The following is a 19,014-nucleotide window of genomic DNA, read 5'->3' on the forward strand; positions in this document are numbered from 1 at the left end:
GCATCCCTCGGTTGAACTCACAGTCGGGAACGTGTCAACGCTATTCTGGACGGGGCATAATGACAAAAAAGGGCGCTTTAATCGGTGCATTTTTTATTTATACGTTTCCAGCGTGCATAATAACAAGATCACAACAACACACATCGGAGGCTTTTATGCCATTGCATAATTTAACTCGTTTTCCACGGCTGGAGTTTATCGGCGCACCGACACCGCTCGAATATCTGCCACGTTTTTCTGATTATCTCGGGCGGGACATTTTCATCAAACGGGATGACGTCACCCCGTTGGCAATGGGCGGAAATAAGTTACGCAAACTGGAATTTCTCGCAGCAGACGCCTTGCGCGAAGGTGCCGACACACTGATTACAGCCGGAGCGATTCAGTCTAACCATGTGCGCCAGACTGCCGCAGTGGCCGCAAAACTTGGTCTGCATTGCGTGGCGCTGCTGGAAAATCCCATTGGCACTACCGCAGAAAACTATTTAACCAACGGCAACCGCTTGTTGCTGGATCTGTTCAATACTCAGATTGAAATGTGCGATGCGCTGACCAATCCTGATGCCCAACTGGAAGAGTTAGCGACTCGCGTCGAAGCGCAAGGCTTTCGCCCATACGTCATTCCGGTTGGCGGTTCCAATGCTTTAGGCGCGTTGGGCTATGTGGAGAGTGCGCTGGAAATCGCCCAGCAGTGTGAAGGGGCGGTTAACATATCGTCGGTGGTGGTGGCATCAGGCAGTGCCGGAACTCACGCCGGGCTTGCTGTAGGGCTGGAACAACTGATGCCTGAAACAGAACTGATTGGCGTGACTGTTTCACGTTCTGTTGCTGACCAGTTGCCGAAAGTGGTTAGCCTACAACAGGCGATTGCGAAAGAACTGGAGCTGACTGCATCAGCGGAAATTTTCCTCTGGGATGACTATTTTGCGCCTGGCTACGGTGTGTCGAATGACGAAGGCATGGAGGCGGTGAAACTGCTGGCGCGTCTGGAAGGCATTCTGCTTGATCCCGTGTATACCGGAAAAGCGATGGCGGGGCTGATTGATGGTATAAGTCAGAAACGCTTCAAAGATGAAGGACCGATTCTGTTTATTCATACCGGGGGCGCGCCTGCACTGTTCGCCTATCATCCCCACGTTTAGCGCCGGAAATGCTCATGCAAGAAAGTATACAACTGGTTATTGATTCTCTGCCGTTCCTGTTGAAAGGGGCAGGGTATACGCTGCAACTCAGCATCGGCGGCATGTTTTTTGGCTTACTGCTGGGATTTATTCTCGCGCTGATGCGCTTGTCGCCCGTCTGGCCTGTGCGCTGGCTGGCGCGTTTTTATATCTCCATCTTCCGTGGTACGCCACTCATCGCACAGCTGTTTATGATCTACTACGGTTTACCTCAGTTTGGTATTGAATTAGACCCGATTCCGTCAGCGATGATTGGCCTGTCACTGAACACCGCCGCCTATGCAGCCGAAACGCTGCGGGCAGCGATTTCGTCCATTGATAAAGGTCAGTGGGAGGCGGCTGCCAGTATCGGCATGACGCCGTGGCAAACTATGCGTCGTGCTATTTTGCCACAGGCCGCGCGGGTAGCACTGCCGCCGCTGTCGAACAGTTTTATCAGCCTGGTAAAAGATACTTCTCTGGCTGCGACGATTCAGGTGCCAGAGTTGTTCCGTCAGGCGCAGTTGATTACTTCGCGCACACTGGAAGTTTTCACCATGTATCTGGCGGCTTCGCTCATCTACTGGATTATGGCGACGGTGTTATCGACGTTGCAGAACCATTTTGAGAATCAACTTAATCGCCAGGAGAGGGATCCAAAATGAGTGCCATTGACGTTAAAAACCTGGTGAAAAAATTCCACGGTCAGACGGTGCTGCATGGCATAGATCTGGAGGTTAAAACCGGCGAAGTGGTGGCGATTATAGGTCCAAGCGGATCCGGAAAAACCACGTTGCTACGCAGCATAAATTTGCTGGAACAACCAGAAGCGGGGACGATTACCGTCGGGGATATCACCATTGATACCGCGCGTTCGTTAAGTCAGCAAAAATCCCTGATTCGTCAGTTGCGCCAGCACGTTGGTTTTGTTTTCCAGAACTTTAATTTGTTTCCGCATCGTACGGTGCTGGAAAACATTATTGAAGGGCCGGTGATTGTCAAAGGTGAACCTAAAGAGGAAGCCACGGCGCGCGCACGTGAGTTGTTGGCGAAAGTTGGCCTTGCAGGCAAAGAAACCAGCTATCCACGTCGTTTATCTGGCGGTCAACAGCAACGTGTGGCGATTGCCCGAGCGCTGGCGATGCGCCCCGAGGTGATTTTGTTTGATGAGCCAACCTCGGCACTGGACCCAGAGTTGGTGGGCGAAGTCCTGAATACTATCCGCCAGCTGGCGCAGGAAAAGCGCACAATGGTGATTGTGACACACGAAATGAGCTTTGCCCGAGATGTTGCTGACCGCGCGATCTTTATGGACCAGGGGCGGATAGTAGAGCAGGGATCGGCGAAAGCGTTATTTGCCAATCCACAGCAGCCCCGTACCCGCCAGTTTCTCGAGAAGTTTCTACTGCAATAATAAGAAAAAATCAGCCCCGGTGAGTTAGTGACCGGGGCGAACCACTCTTCTGAAGACTCAATAAACGGTCAATAAATCAGCATAACTCATTAATAACATAAGAGAATGCGATGTCTTGCAAAAGTAATTCATTATCTGAATAATATAAATTATATATAAATCTTATTTATGTGATAGCTTGAGTTTTCAGTATAAATGATACTCACTCTCAGGGGCATTGCGGTTTACTATGCAGGATACGGATTTTTTTAGCTGGCGTCGCACAATGCTGTCGCGCTTTCAGAGGATGGAGGCCGCAGAAGAGGTCTACCATGAAATAGAGCTTCAGGCTCAGCAGCTCGAGTACGATTACTATTCGTTATGTGTTCGCCACCCGGTGCCATTCACGCGACCCAAAGTGGCTTTCTACACCAATTACCCTGAGTCGTGGGTTAGTTATTATCAGGCAAAAAACTTTCTCGCTATTGATCCCGTGCTCAACCCTGAAAACTTCAGTCAGGGCCATTTATTGTGGAATGATGACTTATTCAGTGAAGCCCAGCCATTATGGGAGGCTGCGCGTGCACATGGTTTACGCAGGGGAGTTACTCAGTATTTAATGCTACCGAACCGGGCGTTGGGATTTTTGTCATTTTCTCGTAGCAGTACGCGCGAAATACCTGTTCTTAGTGATGAGCTGCAATTAAAAATGCAGCTACTGGTGCGCGAAAGTCTGATGGCGCTGATGCGTTTAAATGATCAAATAGTGATGACGCCGGAGATGAATTTCAGTAAGCGGGAAAAGGAAATTTTGAAATGGACCGCGGAAGGTAAGACATCGGCAGAGATTGCGATGATCTTGTCAATCTCCGAGAACACGGTTAATTTTCATCAGAAAAACATGCAGAAAAAAATCAACGCGCCGAATAAGACCCAGGTTGCCTGTTACGCCGCCGCAACTGGCTTAATATGACCTCTATTACATTCTGCGTGCCAGGTGTAAAACCGGCTGAAAGGTGTGCTTTCAGCCGGTTTTATATTACTGACGGTAGGCCTGTTTAATTTGCTTAACCGTTTTGGAAAATACCGCAGCCTGGGTTTCGTCTTCGATCAGCGCAAGCTGTTTTTCCATCTTTAACATCACGCGGCCCGCGTCAGCTTGTCCCATCGCCTGCAGCATCAGCGTCAGCATCGCTTTCAGGCAGGAGACTTCATTTGCCAGTTCTTGATTATTCTCGGCAGTAGAAAAATCAGGCGTACTCATTTATTTTCCTCGTCATGTTGCAATCAAAATTTGCAGTAAAAAATGTTAAAGGCGGCGGAGTATACCATAAGCTTTGCTAAAAATAGCAGTGGTTGTTTTTTGGTCGCTGAATCATCATTGATATTAAATTAGTTAATATAGTGGTTAATAAATATTTATATCATGAATGTTTTTTGTGCGTATTTATTGAGTTAATTAATGTTACATATTCATGCTGATGATTTTTCATTTGTGCTGAATGAAGTCAATTTTTGTCACATTTCAGTCTAACCGGCAGGTTACAACGCAGCGGAAGCTTTTTGGTGACGGACGTGACCATAACTGTGGACAATCGAATTATCAAAAATGAGAGAAAAATCGAATACCCACCATTTTTAACGTTTCAAAGTTGCAATAAAACCCGCTAATATACGGATGACTAACTATCAGTAGCGTTATCCCTATTTCTGGAGATATTCCTTTGATCAACGTTCTACTTGTTGATGACCACGAACTGGTGCGCGCAGGGATACGACGCATTCTGGAAGATATAAAGGGTATTAAAGTCGTTGGTGAGGCTTCCTGTGGTGAAGATGCCGTTAAGTGGTGCCGGGCAAATTCCGTCGACGTGGTGCTAATGGACATGAGTATGCCTGGCATTGGCGGCCTTGAGGCGACGCGTAAAATCGCCCGTTCAACCGCAGATGTCAAAATCATCATGCTTACGGTTCACACCGAAAACCCTTTACCAGCAAAAGTCATGCAGGCTGGCGCTGCGGGCTATCTAAGCAAAGGTGCGGCCCCGCAGGAGGTGGTGAGCGCGATTCGTTCTGTCTATTCTGGGCAGCGTTACATTGCTTCTGACATTGCGCAACAAATGGCGTTAAGCCAGATCGAACCAGAAAAAACAGAAAGCCCATTTGCCAGTTTGTCTGAACGCGAATTGCAGATTATGCTGATGATTACCAAAGGCCAGAAGGTCAATGAGATTTCAGAACAGCTTAATCTCAGCCCGAAAACGGTGAACAGCTATCGCTACCGTATGTTCAGTAAATTAAACATTCATGGCGATGTTGAGCTGACTCACCTGGCTATTCGCCATGGTTTGTGTAATGCGGAGACGTTAACAAGTCAGTGAGTGTTCAGTTTGACGCAAAAGCGTTTTTAAAAACCGTCACCAGCCAGCCGGGCGTATATCGCATGTATGATGCTGGTGGTACGGTTATTTATGTCGGTAAAGCGAAAGACCTGAAAAAACGGCTTTCAAGCTATTTCCGTAGCAATCTCGCTTCGCGCAAAACGGAAGCGTTGGTCGCCCAGATCCAGCAAATCGATGTCACGGTGACTCATACTGAAACCGAAGCATTATTGCTGGAACACAACTACATCAAACTCTATCAGCCGCGTTACAACGTTTTGTTACGCGACGACAAATCTTACCCCTTTATTTTCCTCAGTGGCGATACACATCCACGTCTGGCGATGCATCGCGGTGCGAAGCACGCCACGGGAGAGTATTTCGGCCCGTTCCCGAATGGTTATGCGGTGCGTGAAACTCTGGCGTTGTTGCAAAAGATTTTCCCTATTCGCCAGTGCGAAAATAGCGTTTATCGCAATCGCTCGCGTCCATGTCTGCAATACCAGATCGGGCGCTGTCTTGGGCCGTGCGTGGCCGGGTTGGTTAGCGAAGAAGAGTATGCCCAGCAGGTTGAATATGTGCGCCTGTTTTTATCGGGTAAAGACGATCAGGTGCTTAAGCAACTGATTAGCCGCATGGAAACAGCCAGCCAGAATCTGGAGTTTGAAGAGGCGGCACGTATTCGCGACCAAATTCAGGCGGTGCGACGCGTCACCGAAAAACAATTTGTCTCTAATACGGGCGACGACCTTGATGTTATTGGCGTGGCGTTCGATGCTGGCATGGCATGTGTCCATGTTTTGTTTATTCGTCAGGGCAAGGTGCTCGGTAGCCGTAGCTATTTCCCGAAGGTGCCGGGCGGTACGGAACTGGGCGAAGTCGTGGAAACCTTTGTTGGTCAGTTCTATTTACAGGGCAGCCAGATGCGCACTCTCCCGGGAGAGATCCTGCTCGATTTTAATCTTAGCGATAAAACGCTGCTCGCCGATTCATTATCAGAACTGGCGGGGCGCAAGATTAACATTCAGACCAAACCGCGTGGCGACAGGGCGCGTTACCTGAAACTGGCGCGGACGAATGCAGCAACAGCGTTAACCACCAAACTTTCGCAGCAATCAACCGTTCATCAGCGACTGACAGCGCTTGCCAGCGTGTTGAAATTGCCGGAAGTGAAACGGATGGAATGTTTCGATATCAGCCATACGATGGGCGAACAAACCGTTGCCTCGTGCGTGGTGTTTGATGCTAATGGCCCACTGCGTGCGGAGTATCGGCGCTATAACATCAATGGCATTACGCCGGGCGATGATTATGCGGCGATGAATCAGGTGCTGCGTCGGCGTTATGGTAAAGCCATCGATGACAGTAAGATTCCGGACGTGATCCTGATTGATGGTGGCAAAGGACAACTTGCGCAGGCGAAAAATGTCTTCGCCGAGCTGGACGTCCCCTGGGATAAAAACCATCCGTTGTTACTTGGCGTTGCCAAAGGGGCCGACCGTAAGGCTGGGCTGGAAACATTGTTCTTCGAGCCTGAAGGCGAGGGCTTTAGCTTACCGCCAGATTCGCCTGCGTTGCACGTCATCCAGCATATTCGCGATGAATCACACGATCATGCGATTGGCGGACATCGCAAAAAACGGGCGAAGGTCAAAAATACCAGCACCCTGGAAACCATTGAAGGCGTCGGGCCAAAACGTCGGCAAATGTTGTTGAAATATATGGGCGGTTTGCAAGGTTTACGTAACGCCAGCGTCGAAGAAATTGCAAAAGTGCCGGGTATTTCGCAAGGTCTGGCAGAAAAGATCTTCTGGTCGTTGAAACATTGATGTCTCTGTAGCAACATAGGGGTAATCTTACTGACAACAGATAGTTACCCGTCATTATGCAATTTAATATCCCTACGTTGCTCACACTGTTCCGTGTCATCCTTATCCCATTCTTTGTATTGGTTTTTTATCTACCTGTTACCTGGTCGCCGTTTGCTGCCGCGCTCATTTTCTGCGTCGCGGCGGTGACTGACTGGTTCGATGGTTTTCTGGCGCGTCGCTGGAACCAGAGTACCCGTTTTGGTGCCTTCCTTGATCCAGTAGCAGACAAAGTGCTTGTCGCCATCGCCATGGTGCTGGTAACCGAGCATTATCATAGCTGGTGGGTGACCTTACCGGCGGCAACGATGATTGCCCGTGAAATTATCATTTCTGCTCTGCGTGAATGGATGGCTGAACTCGGTAAACGTAGCAGTGTGGCCGTATCCTGGATTGGTAAAGTCAAAACGACTGCCCAGATGGTCGCGCTGGCCTGGTTGCTGTGGCGCCCGAATATTTGGGTTGAGTACGCCGGTATTGCTCTTTTCTTTGTGGCTGCGGTGCTGACACTCTGGTCAATGTTGCAATATTTTGAGCGCTGCTCGCGCAGATTTGCTTGATCAGTGATCGTTTCGACGCAAATTTCAGCAAACGATCAAAAGTGGTGAAAAATATCGTTGACTCAACGCGTCAGGTAAGTAGAATGCAACGCATCGAACGGCGGCACTGATTGCCAGACGATAATAAAATCAAGTGATTAGCTGATTGCTTGATGATTGCGGGAATAGCTCAGTTGGTAGAGCACGACCTTGCCAAGGTCGGGGTCGCGAGTTCGAGTCTCGTTTCCCGCTCCAGTTTAAAAGGCATCGGCATTAAGCGGATGTCTGGCTGAAAAGCCTGAAGAATTTGGCGCGTTAACAAAGCGGTTATGTAGCGGATTGCAAATCCGTCTAGTCCGGTTCGACTCCGGAACGCGCCTCCAATTTTTCCCGAGCCCGGATGGTGGAATCGGTAGACACAAGGGATTTAAAATCCCTCGGCGTTCGCGCTGTGCGGGTTCAAGTCCCGCTCCGGGTACCATGGGAAAATAAGAATAAAATCAAAGCAATAAGCAGTGTCGTGAAACCACCTTCGGGTGGTTTTTTTGTATTTTCTTTTTCATTTCCGAAGATGCGTCCGAAGATCTCTGGACGCATCATCATTCATTTTCTCTGGCCACCAACTACGGGCACTACTTTAACTTTCCGGTCATAGGCAGCTGTCTGTCGTGGGTTCTTATGCCCGGAAATTGCTTGCTTCTCTTCCAGGCTGCCTTCCAGATCAGAGATACCTTTTGCTTTCAGATCATGAAATGTGAAGTCTATTTGCAGATGAGGATATTTTTCCTGTGCTGCCGCTTTGACATCACGCCAACGAGAATTAAAACCATCACGGGTGTACTTGCCTCCGGTAGTTCCATATAGCGCCGAATATGTTCAGGTTTGATTTTATCCGGGGCGATCTTCCCGAAGACAGGCAGAACTTTTCCGGAATATTTTGTGTAGTCTTTCCTGGTTTCAGCTGCCAAATTCAGTAAACCAATACACTCATACCAGACCTAAATAGCCTCGTCATCCAGCCTGAAAGTTATTGAGCAACGGTTAATAAGGGCGTTTTTTGTAGGTGTGCCAGTTGGTGGTTCTGAACTTCGGGTTTGCTACGTGACTGCATGTGTTGTCAGCAAATGCTTTAACTGGCCCTACAGCTCAGCAAAAGCTCAATTTTTCATCAATGCCCAATTGGCGATGAGGATCACCAAAAATGACATATAACTTATATATACAGTACCAAATTCAAATTTCTCCCTATAAGATAGATCTCAATTCCGCGGATGTGGTTTACAAGGAAAGACGGTCAACATGCATCGCACTATTTCTGAGTTTTATCGCATTCCCCCTTTACTTATTCGGGCGCTAAAAAGCGGAGTCTCCTCCGTAGTGGAGTTTCATCTCAGCAGGGGATTGCCGAAAGATTCACGAGATTCTCTGGGAAATAGCCCATTGATGATCGCAGCCCAGAATGGTCATTTCGCTATTTGCGAAATGTTGTTGTGCGAGGGTGTCGATGTAGAACATCGAAACGACCTCGGGTTGTGTGCCAGTGACCTCGCGCAGGAGCAAACGTTGCGCGATCTGTTGGCCCGTTATCGACAATCTCCTTCGCCTGCCGGGCAGCAACCTGCAGGGGAGCCAGTTGAAATTGAAGCCAAAGCCGAATCAGATGTTGACGTTGAAACAGAGCCTCCCGAAACCGAAGCCGCAATGGATTTTATGCAATGGGATGCTGAAGTCGAATCGGAACCCGCCGAAGATAATCTGACATTACGACAAGCTTCCGCGAAGGCTCAGCAATTATTATCACACTATCGCCCGAAAGATGACTCTGCAGAGTGGAGCGATATCGAACTCACCCTCCCTGATCCACCGACACCAGTTTCTCACTCCCCGCAAAATTACCCTTGTCTCTCAACGTTGCTCACCGGCGCACTGGATACCGGTCGTGTCTCTGTGCGTGACATCCGGCATGCCGGGGAAGAGGATTTCGGTATGCCGTGGTCTGAATTCCGGCTCAGCGTAGAGGCATTGATTAGGGACTTACCGACGATTGTGGATGGCGATGATACTTTTCCGGAAAGTGACGCCTGTGGGGAATTAGCGGCGAGTGATGATCTCGAGCCCTGGTTTGACGCTTTCGGGGCATTGCGGCAGCCCGGTATATTTGAACGTTATCTTGTGGACATTCGGCAATGGGATGTTGTCGATAAAACAAAGGAAGAGCGACTCGGGCAGCGCATGGATACGGCGCTTATCAATTTGATGACGATCCTGGCGGGATTACCCGAAGCAGAATATCTTCAGTTGCTGCATCCGTATCGCCTTCCGCCGCCAGCGCCTGAGAAAACTGAAGAGGAAGACTACGAGGAAGAAGCGGATGAGGAGATCTCTTCCGCAGCCGATGACGATTACGATGACGCCATCAGCTTTAACGATCTGCTCTTTCTGCTTAGAAGTGGGAAAGCAGAAGAGTACCAGGATAATCATATCCCCCGCCCGGAGTACGCAGACCTGCAACAGATAGTCGAGCGCGCCCAAAAGCTCATCCCTGATGAATGCCTTAAAGTGAGTCTGTATGTCAGTAATTACAGAGACGCATGGGAGGGATTAATCCACGCCAATTTACGTCTTGTAGTCGCGATTGCGAAAAAACACTGCGGGCGAGGATTAGATATTGAGGACCTGATCCAGGAAGGTAATTTGGGTTTGATCAAGGCCGTTGAAAAATTCGACTATCGGCGTGGATTTAAATTCTCCACCTATGCCTCCTGGTGGATCCGCCAGAAAATCACCCGTGCGATTGCCGATCAGGCGCAGCTCATTCGTTTACCCGTTCACTTCTATGATCAATTCAGACGCTGGCGGAGCAGTCGGGATCAGCTGCTGCATCGCCAGGGGATAACGCCCCTCCTTGGACAGTTGCAGGAAATGACCGACCTGTCAGAGCGTCAACTTCTTCAGATGGCTAAATATGAAGAACAGACGGTGCTGATTGGTGATTTTCATGATGACGCCCAGGACCTGTCGGGAGACGTGCTGTTGACCAGAAGGGATTTCACCAGTGCTCCTGTTCAGTCTCTGGAGCTAAGAGAACATATTTCATCGGTTCTGGATACGCTGTTGCCACGCGAAGCACAGATCATAAAAATGCGTTTTGGTATCGGTATGACGCAAGATTTCACGCTGGAAGAGGTGGGTAAACAGTTTGATGTCACGCGAGAAAGGATACGTCAGATAGAAGCCAAAGCGCTCCGTAAGCTCCGCTATCACAGCCGGGCGTCGAAATTAGGCGGCTTTGTCGAACAATGGGAAACCGCGTTGAGCGAGATGCAGGAAGAAGAAGAATGACGACCATGCGCCATGCGCCACCGAATGCAGCTATTATGATCGAAGCGCTGCGGGGACTCGGTTACAACACCGCCACCGCACTGGCTGATATCATCGACAACAGTATTAGTGCCGGTGCTCGTAAGGTCGATCTGACCTTTCACTGGCGTGAGTCGGATAGCTATATCGTGGTTCGGGATAATGGTTGCGGCATGTCGGCCGCTGAACTGGATGTTGCGATGCGGCTGGGTGTCAAAAACCCGCTGACAAAGCGCCCGGGACACGATCTGGGCCGCTTCGGTCTTGGACTCAAAACCGCCTCCTTTTCGCAATGTCGCCGTCTGACTGTCTCCTCCCAAAAAGAGGGGATAACGACTGTCCTGCGGTGGGATCTGGACATTCTCGCCGCCAGTACGGACGACGGTTGGTATTTGCTTGAAGGTGCTGACCCAGGAAGTCAGGATGCGTTAGCAAATGCGGAACCTGACTCCCAGGGTACGCTAGTGCTGTGGGAAGTTTTAGACCGAATTGTCACACCCGGTTACGGTGAGAAAGATTTCCTCAATCTGATGGATGGCGTTGAACAACATCTGGCGATGGTATTTCACCGATTCCTTGAGGGGCACTCTCCCCGGCTCACTCTCACCCTTAATGGTCGCAAAATTAAAGCCTGGGATCCCTTTCTCAGCGGGCATCCTTCCAAGCCCTGGCATTCGCCTTTGGCAATGGCGCCAGGTGCTCCTGCCGTGAAGGTGGAGTGTCATGTTCTGCCGCATCAGGATCATCTGACGACGCAGGAGTATCAACAGGCTCAAGGACCGGCAGGATGGACGGCTCAGCAAGGATTCTATGTATATCGGAATGAGCGATTGCTGGTCGCGGGCAACTGGCTTGGACTCGGTAGCCCCCGGGCCTGGACGAAAGATGAAACCCACCGCCTTGCGCGGATCCGTCTGGATATCCCTAATGATGCCGACATAGACTGGAAGATTGATATTCGTAAGTCGATGGCGCGCCCGCCGGTTTCGCTGCGTCCCTGGTTATCCCAACTGGCGCAATCAACACGCGATCGTGCGGTAAGGACATTTGCAAAACGCGGGAAAATGAATAAGCGCAAGCCCGGGGAGGAACTCGTTCATCTCTGGCAAGCGCAGAAGACGCAATCCGGTGTTCGTTACCAGATTTCGTTACAACATCCTGTCATCAGCAATGTCCTTTCCCTGGCTGGTGAATTATCCTCACAAATTCAGGCCATGCTAAGACTGATTGAGGAAACCGTTCCTGTTCAGCAAATCTGGCTTGATACGGCTGAGACAAAAGAGACGCCGCGAACAGGCTTTGAAACCGCACCGCCCGCAGAGGTGTTGTCCGTATTGCAGGTCATGTACCAGACTATGGTTGGACAGCAGGCGATGTCACCAGCGCTGGCGAAACAGCACCTGCAAAATATGGAACCCTTCGATAATTATCCCGAATTAATTGCACAACTCCCCGACGATCAACATGAGAAATCGCTATGAGTCTTAATCCCCTGGATGACACGCAACTGAGCGTATTGCAGATTGTGCAAACGTTCCTGCAAAGTCAGGATAAAAGCACGATCACGCCCGGTATTCTGCGCCAACATATTGATATGGTTTGTCAGATGAAACCTGAGTGGAGCAGCCTTGATAGCCGTGAGATTCTGGTCGAAGAGTTGATCCGCCGTTACAGCATCTGGATGGGGGAAGATTCTTCTCTGAGTAATGACGAAGGCCATCAACCCTGGTTGACCGCTGATGCGAAACGCGAATGGCGCTACTGGCATCGATATCGCCAGTGGCTTGGCAAAACGATGCCCTGGGAAGTCCTGGATACCCTGGACCGTTCAACGGATCGTGTTCTTGGATTACTTGAGCAACCGGGGCGGGAAGGGCGCTGGGACCGGCGTGGACTGGTGGTCGGCCATGTTCAGTCGGGGAAAACCAGCCACTATACCGGTCTAATCTGTAAAGCCGCGGATGCGGGATATAAGATAATCATTGTGCTCGCTGGTTTGCATAATAACCTTCGATCGCAGACCCAAATGCGTCTTGATGAAGGATTTCTTGGTTACGAGACAAGTCCACTCAGAGAAAAAGTGACCATCATTGGGGTGGGCGATATTGATAGCGATCCTGTCATTCGTCCCAATTATGTCACCAACCGATCTGAAAAGGGCGACTTCAGTGCCGGAGTGGCTAAGAATCTGGGAATCAGCCCCGAGCAACGGCCCTGGCTGTTCGTGGTAAAGAAAAATAAGTCTATTTTGAAACGTCTGCATACCTGGATTGAAAACCATGTAGCCACCAGCGTTGATCCCGTCACCGGAAAGCGTTTTGTTTCGGAATTACCGTTGCTGATGATTGATGATGAAGCGGATAACGCCTCAGTTGATACAGGGGAAATCGTCTACGATGACGATGGAAAACCGGATGCTGAACATCAGCCAACGGCAATCAATAGCCTGATTCGTAAGCTGTTGATGCAGTTCAGCCGAAAGGCGTATGTCGGCTATACCGCCACGCCCTTTGCCAATATTTTTATTCACGAGAGCAATGAAACGCGTGATGAAGGCCCGGATTTGTTCCCTTCCGCCTTTATCATTAATCTCGGCGCTCCCTCTAACTACATCGGCCCTGCGAGGGTATTTGGGCGGGCCGCCGCGGAAGGGCGGACCGGTGAACTGCCTTTGATCAGGCGGGTGAGCGATCATTGCAGCGATGACGGAAAAAGAGGGTGGATGCCGGTTTCTCATAAGAGCTCGCACTATCCCACACTGGATACGCTAACTCATTTCCCGGACTCGTTAAAACACGCCATCGATAGCTTTTTGCTGGCGTGCTGTGTCAGAGAATTACGTGGTCAGGGAGAAAAACACAGTTCGATGCTGGTCCATGTGACCCGCTTCAATAAAGTGCAATCGGTTGTTTATGAAAATATTGATGCCTACATTCAGGACGTGAGGCAGCGACTGACGCGAAAGATTGGACACGAACCTTTTTTACATCAGCTTGAGTCACTCTGGCAGGCCGATTTTTTGCCGACGAGTCAGGTGATCCGCGACGTTATGCCGCAGCAGTTTCCGGACGACGCCTTTGAGTGGCGGGAGATCGTCGACAAGCTATATACCGTGATCGAAAACGTGTCGGTAAGAATGATAAACGGAACGGCGAAGGATGCGCTTGATTATTCGGACAGTGCGACAGGTTTAAAAGTCATTGCGATTGGCGGAGACAAACTGGCTCGAGGGCTAACGCTTGAGGGATTATGCACCAGTTATTTTTTACGCGCCTCCCGCATGTATGACACGTTAATGCAGATGGGACGTTGGTTTGGTTATCGCCAGGGATATCTGGATGTATGCCGGCTTTATACCACCGATGAGCTGATTGAATGGTTTGAGCACATTGCGGATGCATCGGAAGAGCTGAGAGAAGAGTTTGACAATATGGTTGCCAGCGGCGGAACCCCACGTGATTTTGGGCTAAAAGTGAAATCACACCCGGTGTTAATGGTGACATCCCCCTTAAAAATGCGTAGCGCGCGCTCACTATGGCTCTCTTTCAGTGGCACGGTGGTCGAAACGATTTCGTTGTTTAAAGAGCCGGAGTACCACAAGCGTAACTATGCGGCCTTCCAGCATCTGACCGGGCGCGTCGGCGCTGGTGCGCCGATACCTGAGAGACGGCGCGGAGAGAAGATTGAAAAATGGAAAGGGGTCATTTGGCAAAAACGTCTCTCCCGAGCCGATCATTGATTTCTTATCGGAATATGAAACCCACACTCAGGCCAGGAAGGCCAACAGCAAACTGCTGGCGGATTTCATTGTGCGGATGAATCGTGTCGATGAACTTACCCAATGGACGGTGGCGGTTATTGGGGGGGGCGTCGATCGTCATCATGATGTCTGTGGCTTCCCGGTCCCGCTTATGATGCGTAAAACGTCTGAGGGGGTCACTGACCGCTATTCCATTGGCCGTTTACTTTCCCCACGCGATGAAGGGATTGACTGCGATGAATCGACCTGGCTTGCCGCGCTGGCAGAAACGCGGCGTATTTTTCATGCTGATCCCGGACGCAATGAAGGGCGAGAGGAGCCCGTCATTCCTGGTGGCGTAGTACTGCGTCGGATTAAAGGATTTGGCATAAACGACATCCCGGCACAGCGTCAAAAAGGGCTACTGCTCATTTACTTACTGGACCCGCAACAGGCATTGTCGCCAGCGGAATATCAGGATGATGCCTTGCCTGTGGTGGCTTTTGGCATCAGTTTTCCGGGAAGTAGCAGTGGGGTAACGGTGGAGTACAAAGTGAACAACGTACTGTGGGAGCAAGAGTATGGTGCGGCTGAGTAAAGATGATCTGCTGGCGGCCTGGAAAGCCTTAGACCGATCTCAGATAGACGAACAGCACGGCGCTCAGGGCTGGCGCGGGATTCGGCTTTTTACACACCAGGGTTGTAACTTTCATGCCGGACGTCGTCAGCCTGATAATGAAGAAATGCTGATTGCCGTGTTTCCTCATCCTCTTTCGCCGGGGTCGACGGCGCTGCCGTCCTGTAAAGGATTTCGCGTTGAGATGACTGGAACAGAGGAGGGGCGGCAGAACGGTTTGATGATCCGTCGCCAGCAAACGGGGAATGCGGATGTTTTTACGACGATGATTCTGGATATTCTCCATTCGCTCCTGAACGTTTCTGAACCGCGTCTATTTGAAACCCTGCTTCGTCGGATTCGTTTATGGCAGGCGTTTATGGAACGCGATACCCGTCCACTCAGCCACGAAGAAGAAGTGGGGTTAATCGGGGAATTGACGTGTCTGGAGCGGTTGATCGAGAGCGGTCTTGCGTCGTCAACGGCAGTCGAAGCATGGGTAGGCCCGCAGCATGGCCTACAGGATTTTGAACTCGATGAACGCGCCATTGAGGTAAAAAGCACCACTGCAGAGCAGGGTTTTTGCGTAACCATCCACGCTCTGGAACAACTGGACTGGCAGCGACCTGGCTCGCTCATGTTATGCGGTTTGCGCTTCAGCGAGCATCCTACCGGCGCGACCCTGAATCACCTCATTCACCGTCTTCGTCAGCGGTTTGAGGGAAACGCTCCGGCGACCTGTCTTTTTGAGGGATCGCTTTGTCACGTCGGATATTTCACTGAACATGCTGAATTCTATACACGTCATTTCTTGCTGACAGAGGCGTTCGCACTCCCCATTGAAGCGGATTTTCCCTCTTTGACGCATGCCAATGTCCCGTTGCCGGTGGTGAGTGCGTGCTATCAACTCGAACTCCAGACACTTATTCCCCAGGCTCAAAATTTTAACCATTGCTTGTCAGACTTTGCAGGATTACCGCATGGAACTTATTGATTTTTTACGTCAAACCCAGAATGAGATTCGCAAGGAATATCAGGATCAAATGGCGCAGCCTGGGGTAGAGTCGCCTTTTCCGGAGCTGATTTTTACCGATATTGTTATGCGTCATATGGCCGATATCGGCATGACATTCGACGATGCTGAGACGTGTCACTTTATGGCGAAAGTCAGTGGACACAATGTGCGTCTCAGCGGTTATGCCTTCTCAGAAGATGGCGATCAACTTGACCTTTTTGTCAGTATTTATCACGGTAGCGACGAGCTTTGTCACGTCCCGGATGCTGAGACAAAAGCGATTGCCGGTCACTGCATTCAATTTTTGCAGAAGTGCGTTGACGGTAAATTATCATCCACGCTCGATCAATCCAATGATGCCTGGCAACTGGTGACGACCATCGAACAGTCGTATACGGAACTGGAGCAAATCAGAATCTATGTTCTGACTGATGGTCAGGTGAAAACCCGATGGTATCAGTCCCGAGACGTGGCCGGTAAAACTATTAAATTAGAGGTTATGGACATTGTCCGCCTGTTCAACCACTGGCAGGAGGGTAAGCCACGCGACGAACTGCAGGTTAATTTTGATGAGGTAGCGGGTGGCGCACTCCCCTGCGTCTGGATCCCGGATGAAATGGGTGAGTACGATTATGCGCTGACGGTGGTTCCGGGCGAGACGCTGCGATTTATCTATGAAAAATATGGCAACCGGATTCTGGAAGCGAACGTTCGCTCATTTTTGAGCCAGACGGGGAAAGTCAACAAGGGGATTCGCGACACTTTACGTGAGCAGCCTGAGCGTTTTATGGCTTATAACAACGGCATTGTGATTGTTGCTGATCAGGTCAGGCTTGGTGAAGCGCCGGGAGGTGGCCCCGGTATTGCGTGGATGCAGGGGATGCAGATTGTCAACGGTGGGCAGACTACGGCTTCCATGTTTTTCACCAAAAAGAAATTTCCGGCAACCAATCTGCGTAACGTGCGTGTACCCGCAAAAGTCATTGTGCTGAAACAGACGAATAATGCACAAGAGGAGATGCTAATTGCGGATATTTCGCGCTTCTCGAATAGCCAGAACAAAGTCAATATTTCCGATCTGTCAGCCAATCGTCCGGTACATGTACAGCTGGAAAAAATGGCAAACACAGTGTATTGCCCGGACGGATACAGCCGTTGGTTTTACGAGCGAGCGAACGGCAGTTATAAGGTTATGCTGGAACGGGAAGGTAAAACACCCGCTGGAATCAAACGGCTAAAAGACGCGATACCTCCCTCTCGTCGAATAACGAAAACGGATTTCGCAAAATATCACTGTGCCTGGCTCCAGCGTCCGGATTTAGTCAGCCTTGGCGGACAGAAGAACTTTGCCGCATTAATGACGATGATCGACAAGGATACTGAGCGTTATGGGAATGAATTGAACATTGAGAGTTTTAAAAATTACATCGCGCAGGCCATTATTTATAAGAAAGCCTATAAGCTGATTAATTCACTTTTCCCTGCATTTAAGGCGAATATCGCCGCCTATACGGTGGCCGCCTATTCACATCTTTATGGCAACCAAACGGATCTGGCAGAGATCTGGAATCAACAAGGCATTGATAAAACGATGGGGAACCGCCTTGTCAGCTTAGCCTATCGGGTGAATAGTCTTCTGGCTGAATCCGCGAATGGCAGGATGATTTCGGAGTGGGCGAAGAAACCTGAATGCTGGGAGTATGTGCGCAGTAAAATCTATTTCTCCGTACTTGAAAAAATGGAAGATCACATGAGTAGTTAAATTGTCCACTGAGTTCATTATTGAAGCCCTGCGTGTGTATTATGGGTTGCTCGCTGCGGGGCTTTGTTGAATAAACCGAACTTTTTCTTAGTTGAAGACTCAGATTACACATCATCTTTCTTTAAAATATTCTCAGGCAGGAAACTGTTCTCCTGAGCTGTTCCTGTGCACAACATTATCCATGCCTATCTATTTACTGCCAGGCCAATTACAGTAAAGTAGAGGGGCAATTTCAGCAAAGTTTCGCAATGCACTGCTATATAACTCATAGAGTGTGCTTAGGGTTTAAAATCCCCTGGAAGCAGTGTCGTGAAACCACCTTCGGGTGGTTTTTTTGTATGTGCAACTTGTCGTTACACCCTCTCTGATTTTTAATCTCCGGGTAATCCACTCGAAAAGTATCTCTATGCCAGACCGACATGTAAGATAGGCGCTGGCGAGTCGAGATCCACAAGGAAAAGCGTATGAAAACTGGACCGTTAAACGAAAGTGAGTTGGAATGGCTGGATGATATCTTGACCAAATACAACACAGACCACGCCATCCTTGATGTGGCAGAGCTGGACGGTTTGTTGACGGCGGTGTTGAGTTCTCCGCAAGAAATTGAACCAGAACAGTGGCTGGTTGCTGTGTGGGGTGGGGCGGATTATGTGCCGCGCTGGGTGTCAGAGAAAGAGATGACGCGCTTTATGAACCTGGCGTTTCAACATATGGCCGATACTGCAGAGCGCCTCAACGAGTTTCCTGAACAGTTTGAACCGTTATTTGGTCTGCGAGAAGTTGACGGTAGGGAGCTGACGATTGTCGAAGAGTGGTGCTTTGGCTATATGCGTGGCGTTGCGCTTTCTGACTGGTCAGCATTGCCTGACTCATTAAAACCGGCGCTTGAAGCGATTGCACTGCACGGTACTGAGGAAAACTTCGAGCGCGTAGAGAAGATGTCGCCAGAAGCGTTTGAAGAAAGCGTGGATGCCATTCGACTGGCGGCGCTTGATTTGCATGCTTACTGGATGACGCATCCTCAGGAAAAAGCTGTTCAGCAACCGATTAAAGCTGAAGAAAAACCTGGTCGTAACGACCCTTGCCCATGTGGTAGTGGCAAGAAATATAAGCAGTGCTGCCTGCATTAAGAGGCTATATTGGGTGTCAGAATTAACTCTGGCACCCATGTTTTAAGGATG

Annotated in this window: 14 protein-coding genes, 3 tRNA genes and 3 pseudogenes; 17 read left to right on the forward strand and 3 right to left on the reverse strand. The window is 49.9% G+C overall.

Translation table 11 applies throughout. From position 1 onward, the window contains the following. The first annotated feature begins 155 nt into the window (after nt 1-155). The 4 genes from dcyD (at nt 156) to sdiA (ending at nt 3,526) form a co-directional block, all read left to right on the forward strand. Nucleotides 156-1,142: a D-cysteine desulfhydrase gene (gene dcyD, locus CRI63_RS19780; RefSeq protein ID WP_135520533.1), complete on the forward strand. Its 987-nt coding sequence runs from the start codon at nt 156-158 to the stop codon at nt 1,140-1,142. A 14-nt stretch (nt 1,143-1,156) separates the two neighbouring features. Beyond that, a complete protein-coding gene (gene tcyL / locus CRI63_RS19785; RefSeq protein WP_130223595.1) occupies nt 1,157-1,825 on the forward strand; it encodes a cystine ABC transporter permease in 669 nt (222 codons plus the stop codon). Then, nucleotides 1,822-2,574 carry an L-cystine ABC transporter ATP-binding protein TcyN gene (gene tcyN, locus CRI63_RS19790; RefSeq protein WP_130218658.1) on the forward strand — a complete coding sequence of 251 codons (753 nt, stop codon included), beginning with the start codon at nt 1,822-1,824 and terminating at the stop codon, nt 2,572-2,574. Before tcyL ends, tcyN begins: the two co-directional genes overlap by 4 nt. A 229-nt stretch (nt 2,575-2,803) precedes the next feature. Continuing rightward, a complete protein-coding gene (gene sdiA, locus CRI63_RS19795; protein WP_130208555.1) occupies nt 2,804-3,526 on the forward strand; it encodes a transcriptional regulator SdiA in 723 nt (240 codons plus the stop codon). Nucleotides 3,527-3,592: 66 nt separating this feature from the next. On the opposite strand, the gene yecF is transcribed toward sdiA, so the two are convergent. Further along, the gene (gene yecF / locus CRI63_RS19800; RefSeq protein ID WP_000106474.1) at nt 3,593-3,817 is read right to left on the reverse strand and encodes a DUF2594 family protein YecF; all 225 of its coding nucleotides are present in this window, start codon (nt 3,815-3,817) and stop codon (nt 3,593-3,595) included. Nucleotides 3,818-3,840: 23 nt separating this feature from the next. Further along, nucleotides 3,841-3,922: pseudogene (locus CRI63_RS24545) on the reverse strand (hypothetical protein); the annotation flags it as partial. A 355-nt stretch (nt 3,923-4,277) separates the two neighbouring features. Here CRI63_RS24545 and uvrY point away from each other — a divergent pair. From uvrY to CRI63_RS19830, 6 genes and pseudogenes are all read left to right on the forward strand, one after another. Next, on the forward strand, nt 4,278-4,934 hold the full coding sequence (uvrY, locus tag CRI63_RS19805) for a UvrY/SirA/GacA family response regulator transcription factor (protein WP_064529316.1): 657 nt from the start codon (nt 4,278-4,280) through the stop codon (nt 4,932-4,934). Continuing rightward, nucleotides 4,931-6,763, forward strand: coding sequence for an excinuclease ABC subunit UvrC (gene uvrC, locus CRI63_RS19810; protein WP_135520535.1), 1,833 nt, complete (start codon nt 4,931-4,933; stop codon nt 6,761-6,763). The genes uvrY and uvrC overlap by 4 nt, the downstream gene beginning before the upstream one ends. 56 nt (nt 6,764-6,819) lie before the next feature. Next, nucleotides 6,820-7,369 (forward strand): annotated as a pseudogene (pgsA, locus tag CRI63_RS19815) (CDP-diacylglycerol--glycerol-3-phosphate 3-phosphatidyltransferase). Between the two features lie 151 nt (nt 7,370-7,520). Continuing rightward, a tRNA-Gly gene (locus CRI63_RS19820) sits at nt 7,521-7,596 on the forward strand. Between the two features lie 54 nt (nt 7,597-7,650). Beyond that, nucleotides 7,651-7,724: transfer RNA gene (locus CRI63_RS19825), tRNA-Cys, on the forward strand. A gap of 11 nt (nt 7,725-7,735) precedes the next feature. After that, nucleotides 7,736-7,822, forward strand: a tRNA-Leu gene (locus tag CRI63_RS19830). A 122-nt stretch (nt 7,823-7,944) separates the two neighbouring features. Here CRI63_RS19830 and CRI63_RS24550 read toward each other — a convergent pair. Further along, nucleotides 7,945-8,315 (reverse strand): annotated as a pseudogene (locus tag CRI63_RS24550) (hypothetical protein); the annotation flags it as partial. Nucleotides 8,316-8,640: 325 nt separating this feature from the next. Here CRI63_RS24550 and mzaA point away from each other — a divergent pair. From mzaA to yecA, 7 genes are all read left to right on the forward strand, one after another. Next, nucleotides 8,641-10,683: an MZA anti-phage system associated sigma-70 family RNA polymerase sigma factor MzaA gene (mzaA, locus tag CRI63_RS19840; protein WP_135520539.1), complete on the forward strand. Its 2,043-nt coding sequence runs from the start codon at nt 8,641-8,643 to the stop codon at nt 10,681-10,683. Between the two features lie 5 nt (nt 10,684-10,688). Next, nucleotides 10,689-12,182, forward strand: coding sequence for an MZA anti-phage system associated ATPase MzaB (gene mzaB, locus CRI63_RS19845; protein ID WP_240782781.1), 1,494 nt, complete (start codon nt 10,689-10,691; stop codon nt 12,180-12,182). Then, nucleotides 12,179-14,440, forward strand: coding sequence for a Z1 domain-containing protein (locus CRI63_RS19850; protein ID WP_240782782.1), 2,262 nt, complete (start codon nt 12,179-12,181; stop codon nt 14,438-14,440). The genes mzaB and CRI63_RS19850 overlap by 4 nt, the downstream gene beginning before the upstream one ends. Continuing rightward, a complete protein-coding gene (locus CRI63_RS24555; RefSeq protein WP_240782783.1) occupies nt 14,385-15,038 on the forward strand; it encodes a hypothetical protein in 654 nt (217 codons plus the stop codon). The genes CRI63_RS19850 and CRI63_RS24555 overlap by 56 nt, the downstream gene beginning before the upstream one ends. After that, nucleotides 15,022-16,050, forward strand: a complete 1,029-nt coding sequence (gene mzaD, locus CRI63_RS19855) for an MZA anti-phage system associated PD-(D/E)XK motif protein MzaD (protein WP_130223583.1) — start codon at nt 15,022-15,024, stop codon at nt 16,048-16,050. Before CRI63_RS24555 ends, mzaD begins: the two co-directional genes overlap by 17 nt. After that, nucleotides 16,037-17,833 carry an MZA anti-phage system associated AIPR family protein MzaE gene (gene mzaE / locus CRI63_RS19860; RefSeq protein WP_135520543.1) on the forward strand — a complete coding sequence of 599 codons (1,797 nt, stop codon included), beginning with the start codon at nt 16,037-16,039 and terminating at the stop codon, nt 17,831-17,833. Before mzaD ends, mzaE begins: the two co-directional genes overlap by 14 nt. Nucleotides 17,834-18,297: 464 nt before the next feature. Beyond that, nucleotides 18,298-18,963 (forward strand): UPF0149 family protein YecA, encoded by a 666-nt coding sequence (gene yecA, locus CRI63_RS19865; protein WP_135520545.1) that lies wholly within the window; start codon nt 18,298-18,300, stop codon nt 18,961-18,963. Nucleotides 18,964-19,014 lie beyond the last annotated feature (51 nt).

Origin of the sequence: Escherichia sp. E2661 (genome assembly GCF_004745185.1) — a bacterium.
Taxonomy (GTDB): domain Bacteria; phylum Pseudomonadota; class Gammaproteobacteria; order Enterobacterales; family Enterobacteriaceae; genus Escherichia.

Bases quoted from the DNA above. Each gene is read 5' to 3' on its own strand.
- dcyD (WP_135520533.1), top strand. From the start codon at position 156: ATGCCATTGCATAATTTAACTCGTTTTCCACGGCTGGAGTTTATCGGC.
- yecA (WP_135520545.1), top strand. From the start codon at position 18,298: ATGAAAACTGGACCGTTAAACGAAAGTGAGTTGGAATGGCTGGATGAT.
- tcyN (WP_130218658.1), top strand. From the start codon at position 1,822: ATGAGTGCCATTGACGTTAAAAACCTGGTGAAAAAATTCCACGGTCAG.
- yecF (WP_000106474.1), bottom strand. From the start codon at position 3,817: ATGAGTACGCCTGATTTTTCTACTGCCGAGAATAATCAAGAACTGGCA.
- mzaB (WP_240782781.1), top strand. From the start codon at position 10,689: ATGCGCCATGCGCCACCGAATGCAGCTATTATGATCGAAGCGCTGCGG.
- sdiA (WP_130208555.1), top strand. From the start codon at position 2,804: ATGCAGGATACGGATTTTTTTAGCTGGCGTCGCACAATGCTGTCGCGC.
- mzaD (WP_130223583.1), top strand. From the start codon at position 15,022: ATGGTGCGGCTGAGTAAAGATGATCTGCTGGCGGCCTGGAAAGCCTTA.
- mzaA (WP_135520539.1), top strand. From the start codon at position 8,641: ATGCATCGCACTATTTCTGAGTTTTATCGCATTCCCCCTTTACTTATT.
- tcyL (WP_130223595.1), top strand. From the start codon at position 1,157: ATGCAAGAAAGTATACAACTGGTTATTGATTCTCTGCCGTTCCTGTTG.
- CRI63_RS19850 (WP_240782782.1), top strand. From the start codon at position 12,179: ATGAGTCTTAATCCCCTGGATGACACGCAACTGAGCGTATTGCAGATT.
- mzaE (WP_135520543.1), top strand. From the start codon at position 16,037: ATGGAACTTATTGATTTTTTACGTCAAACCCAGAATGAGATTCGCAAG.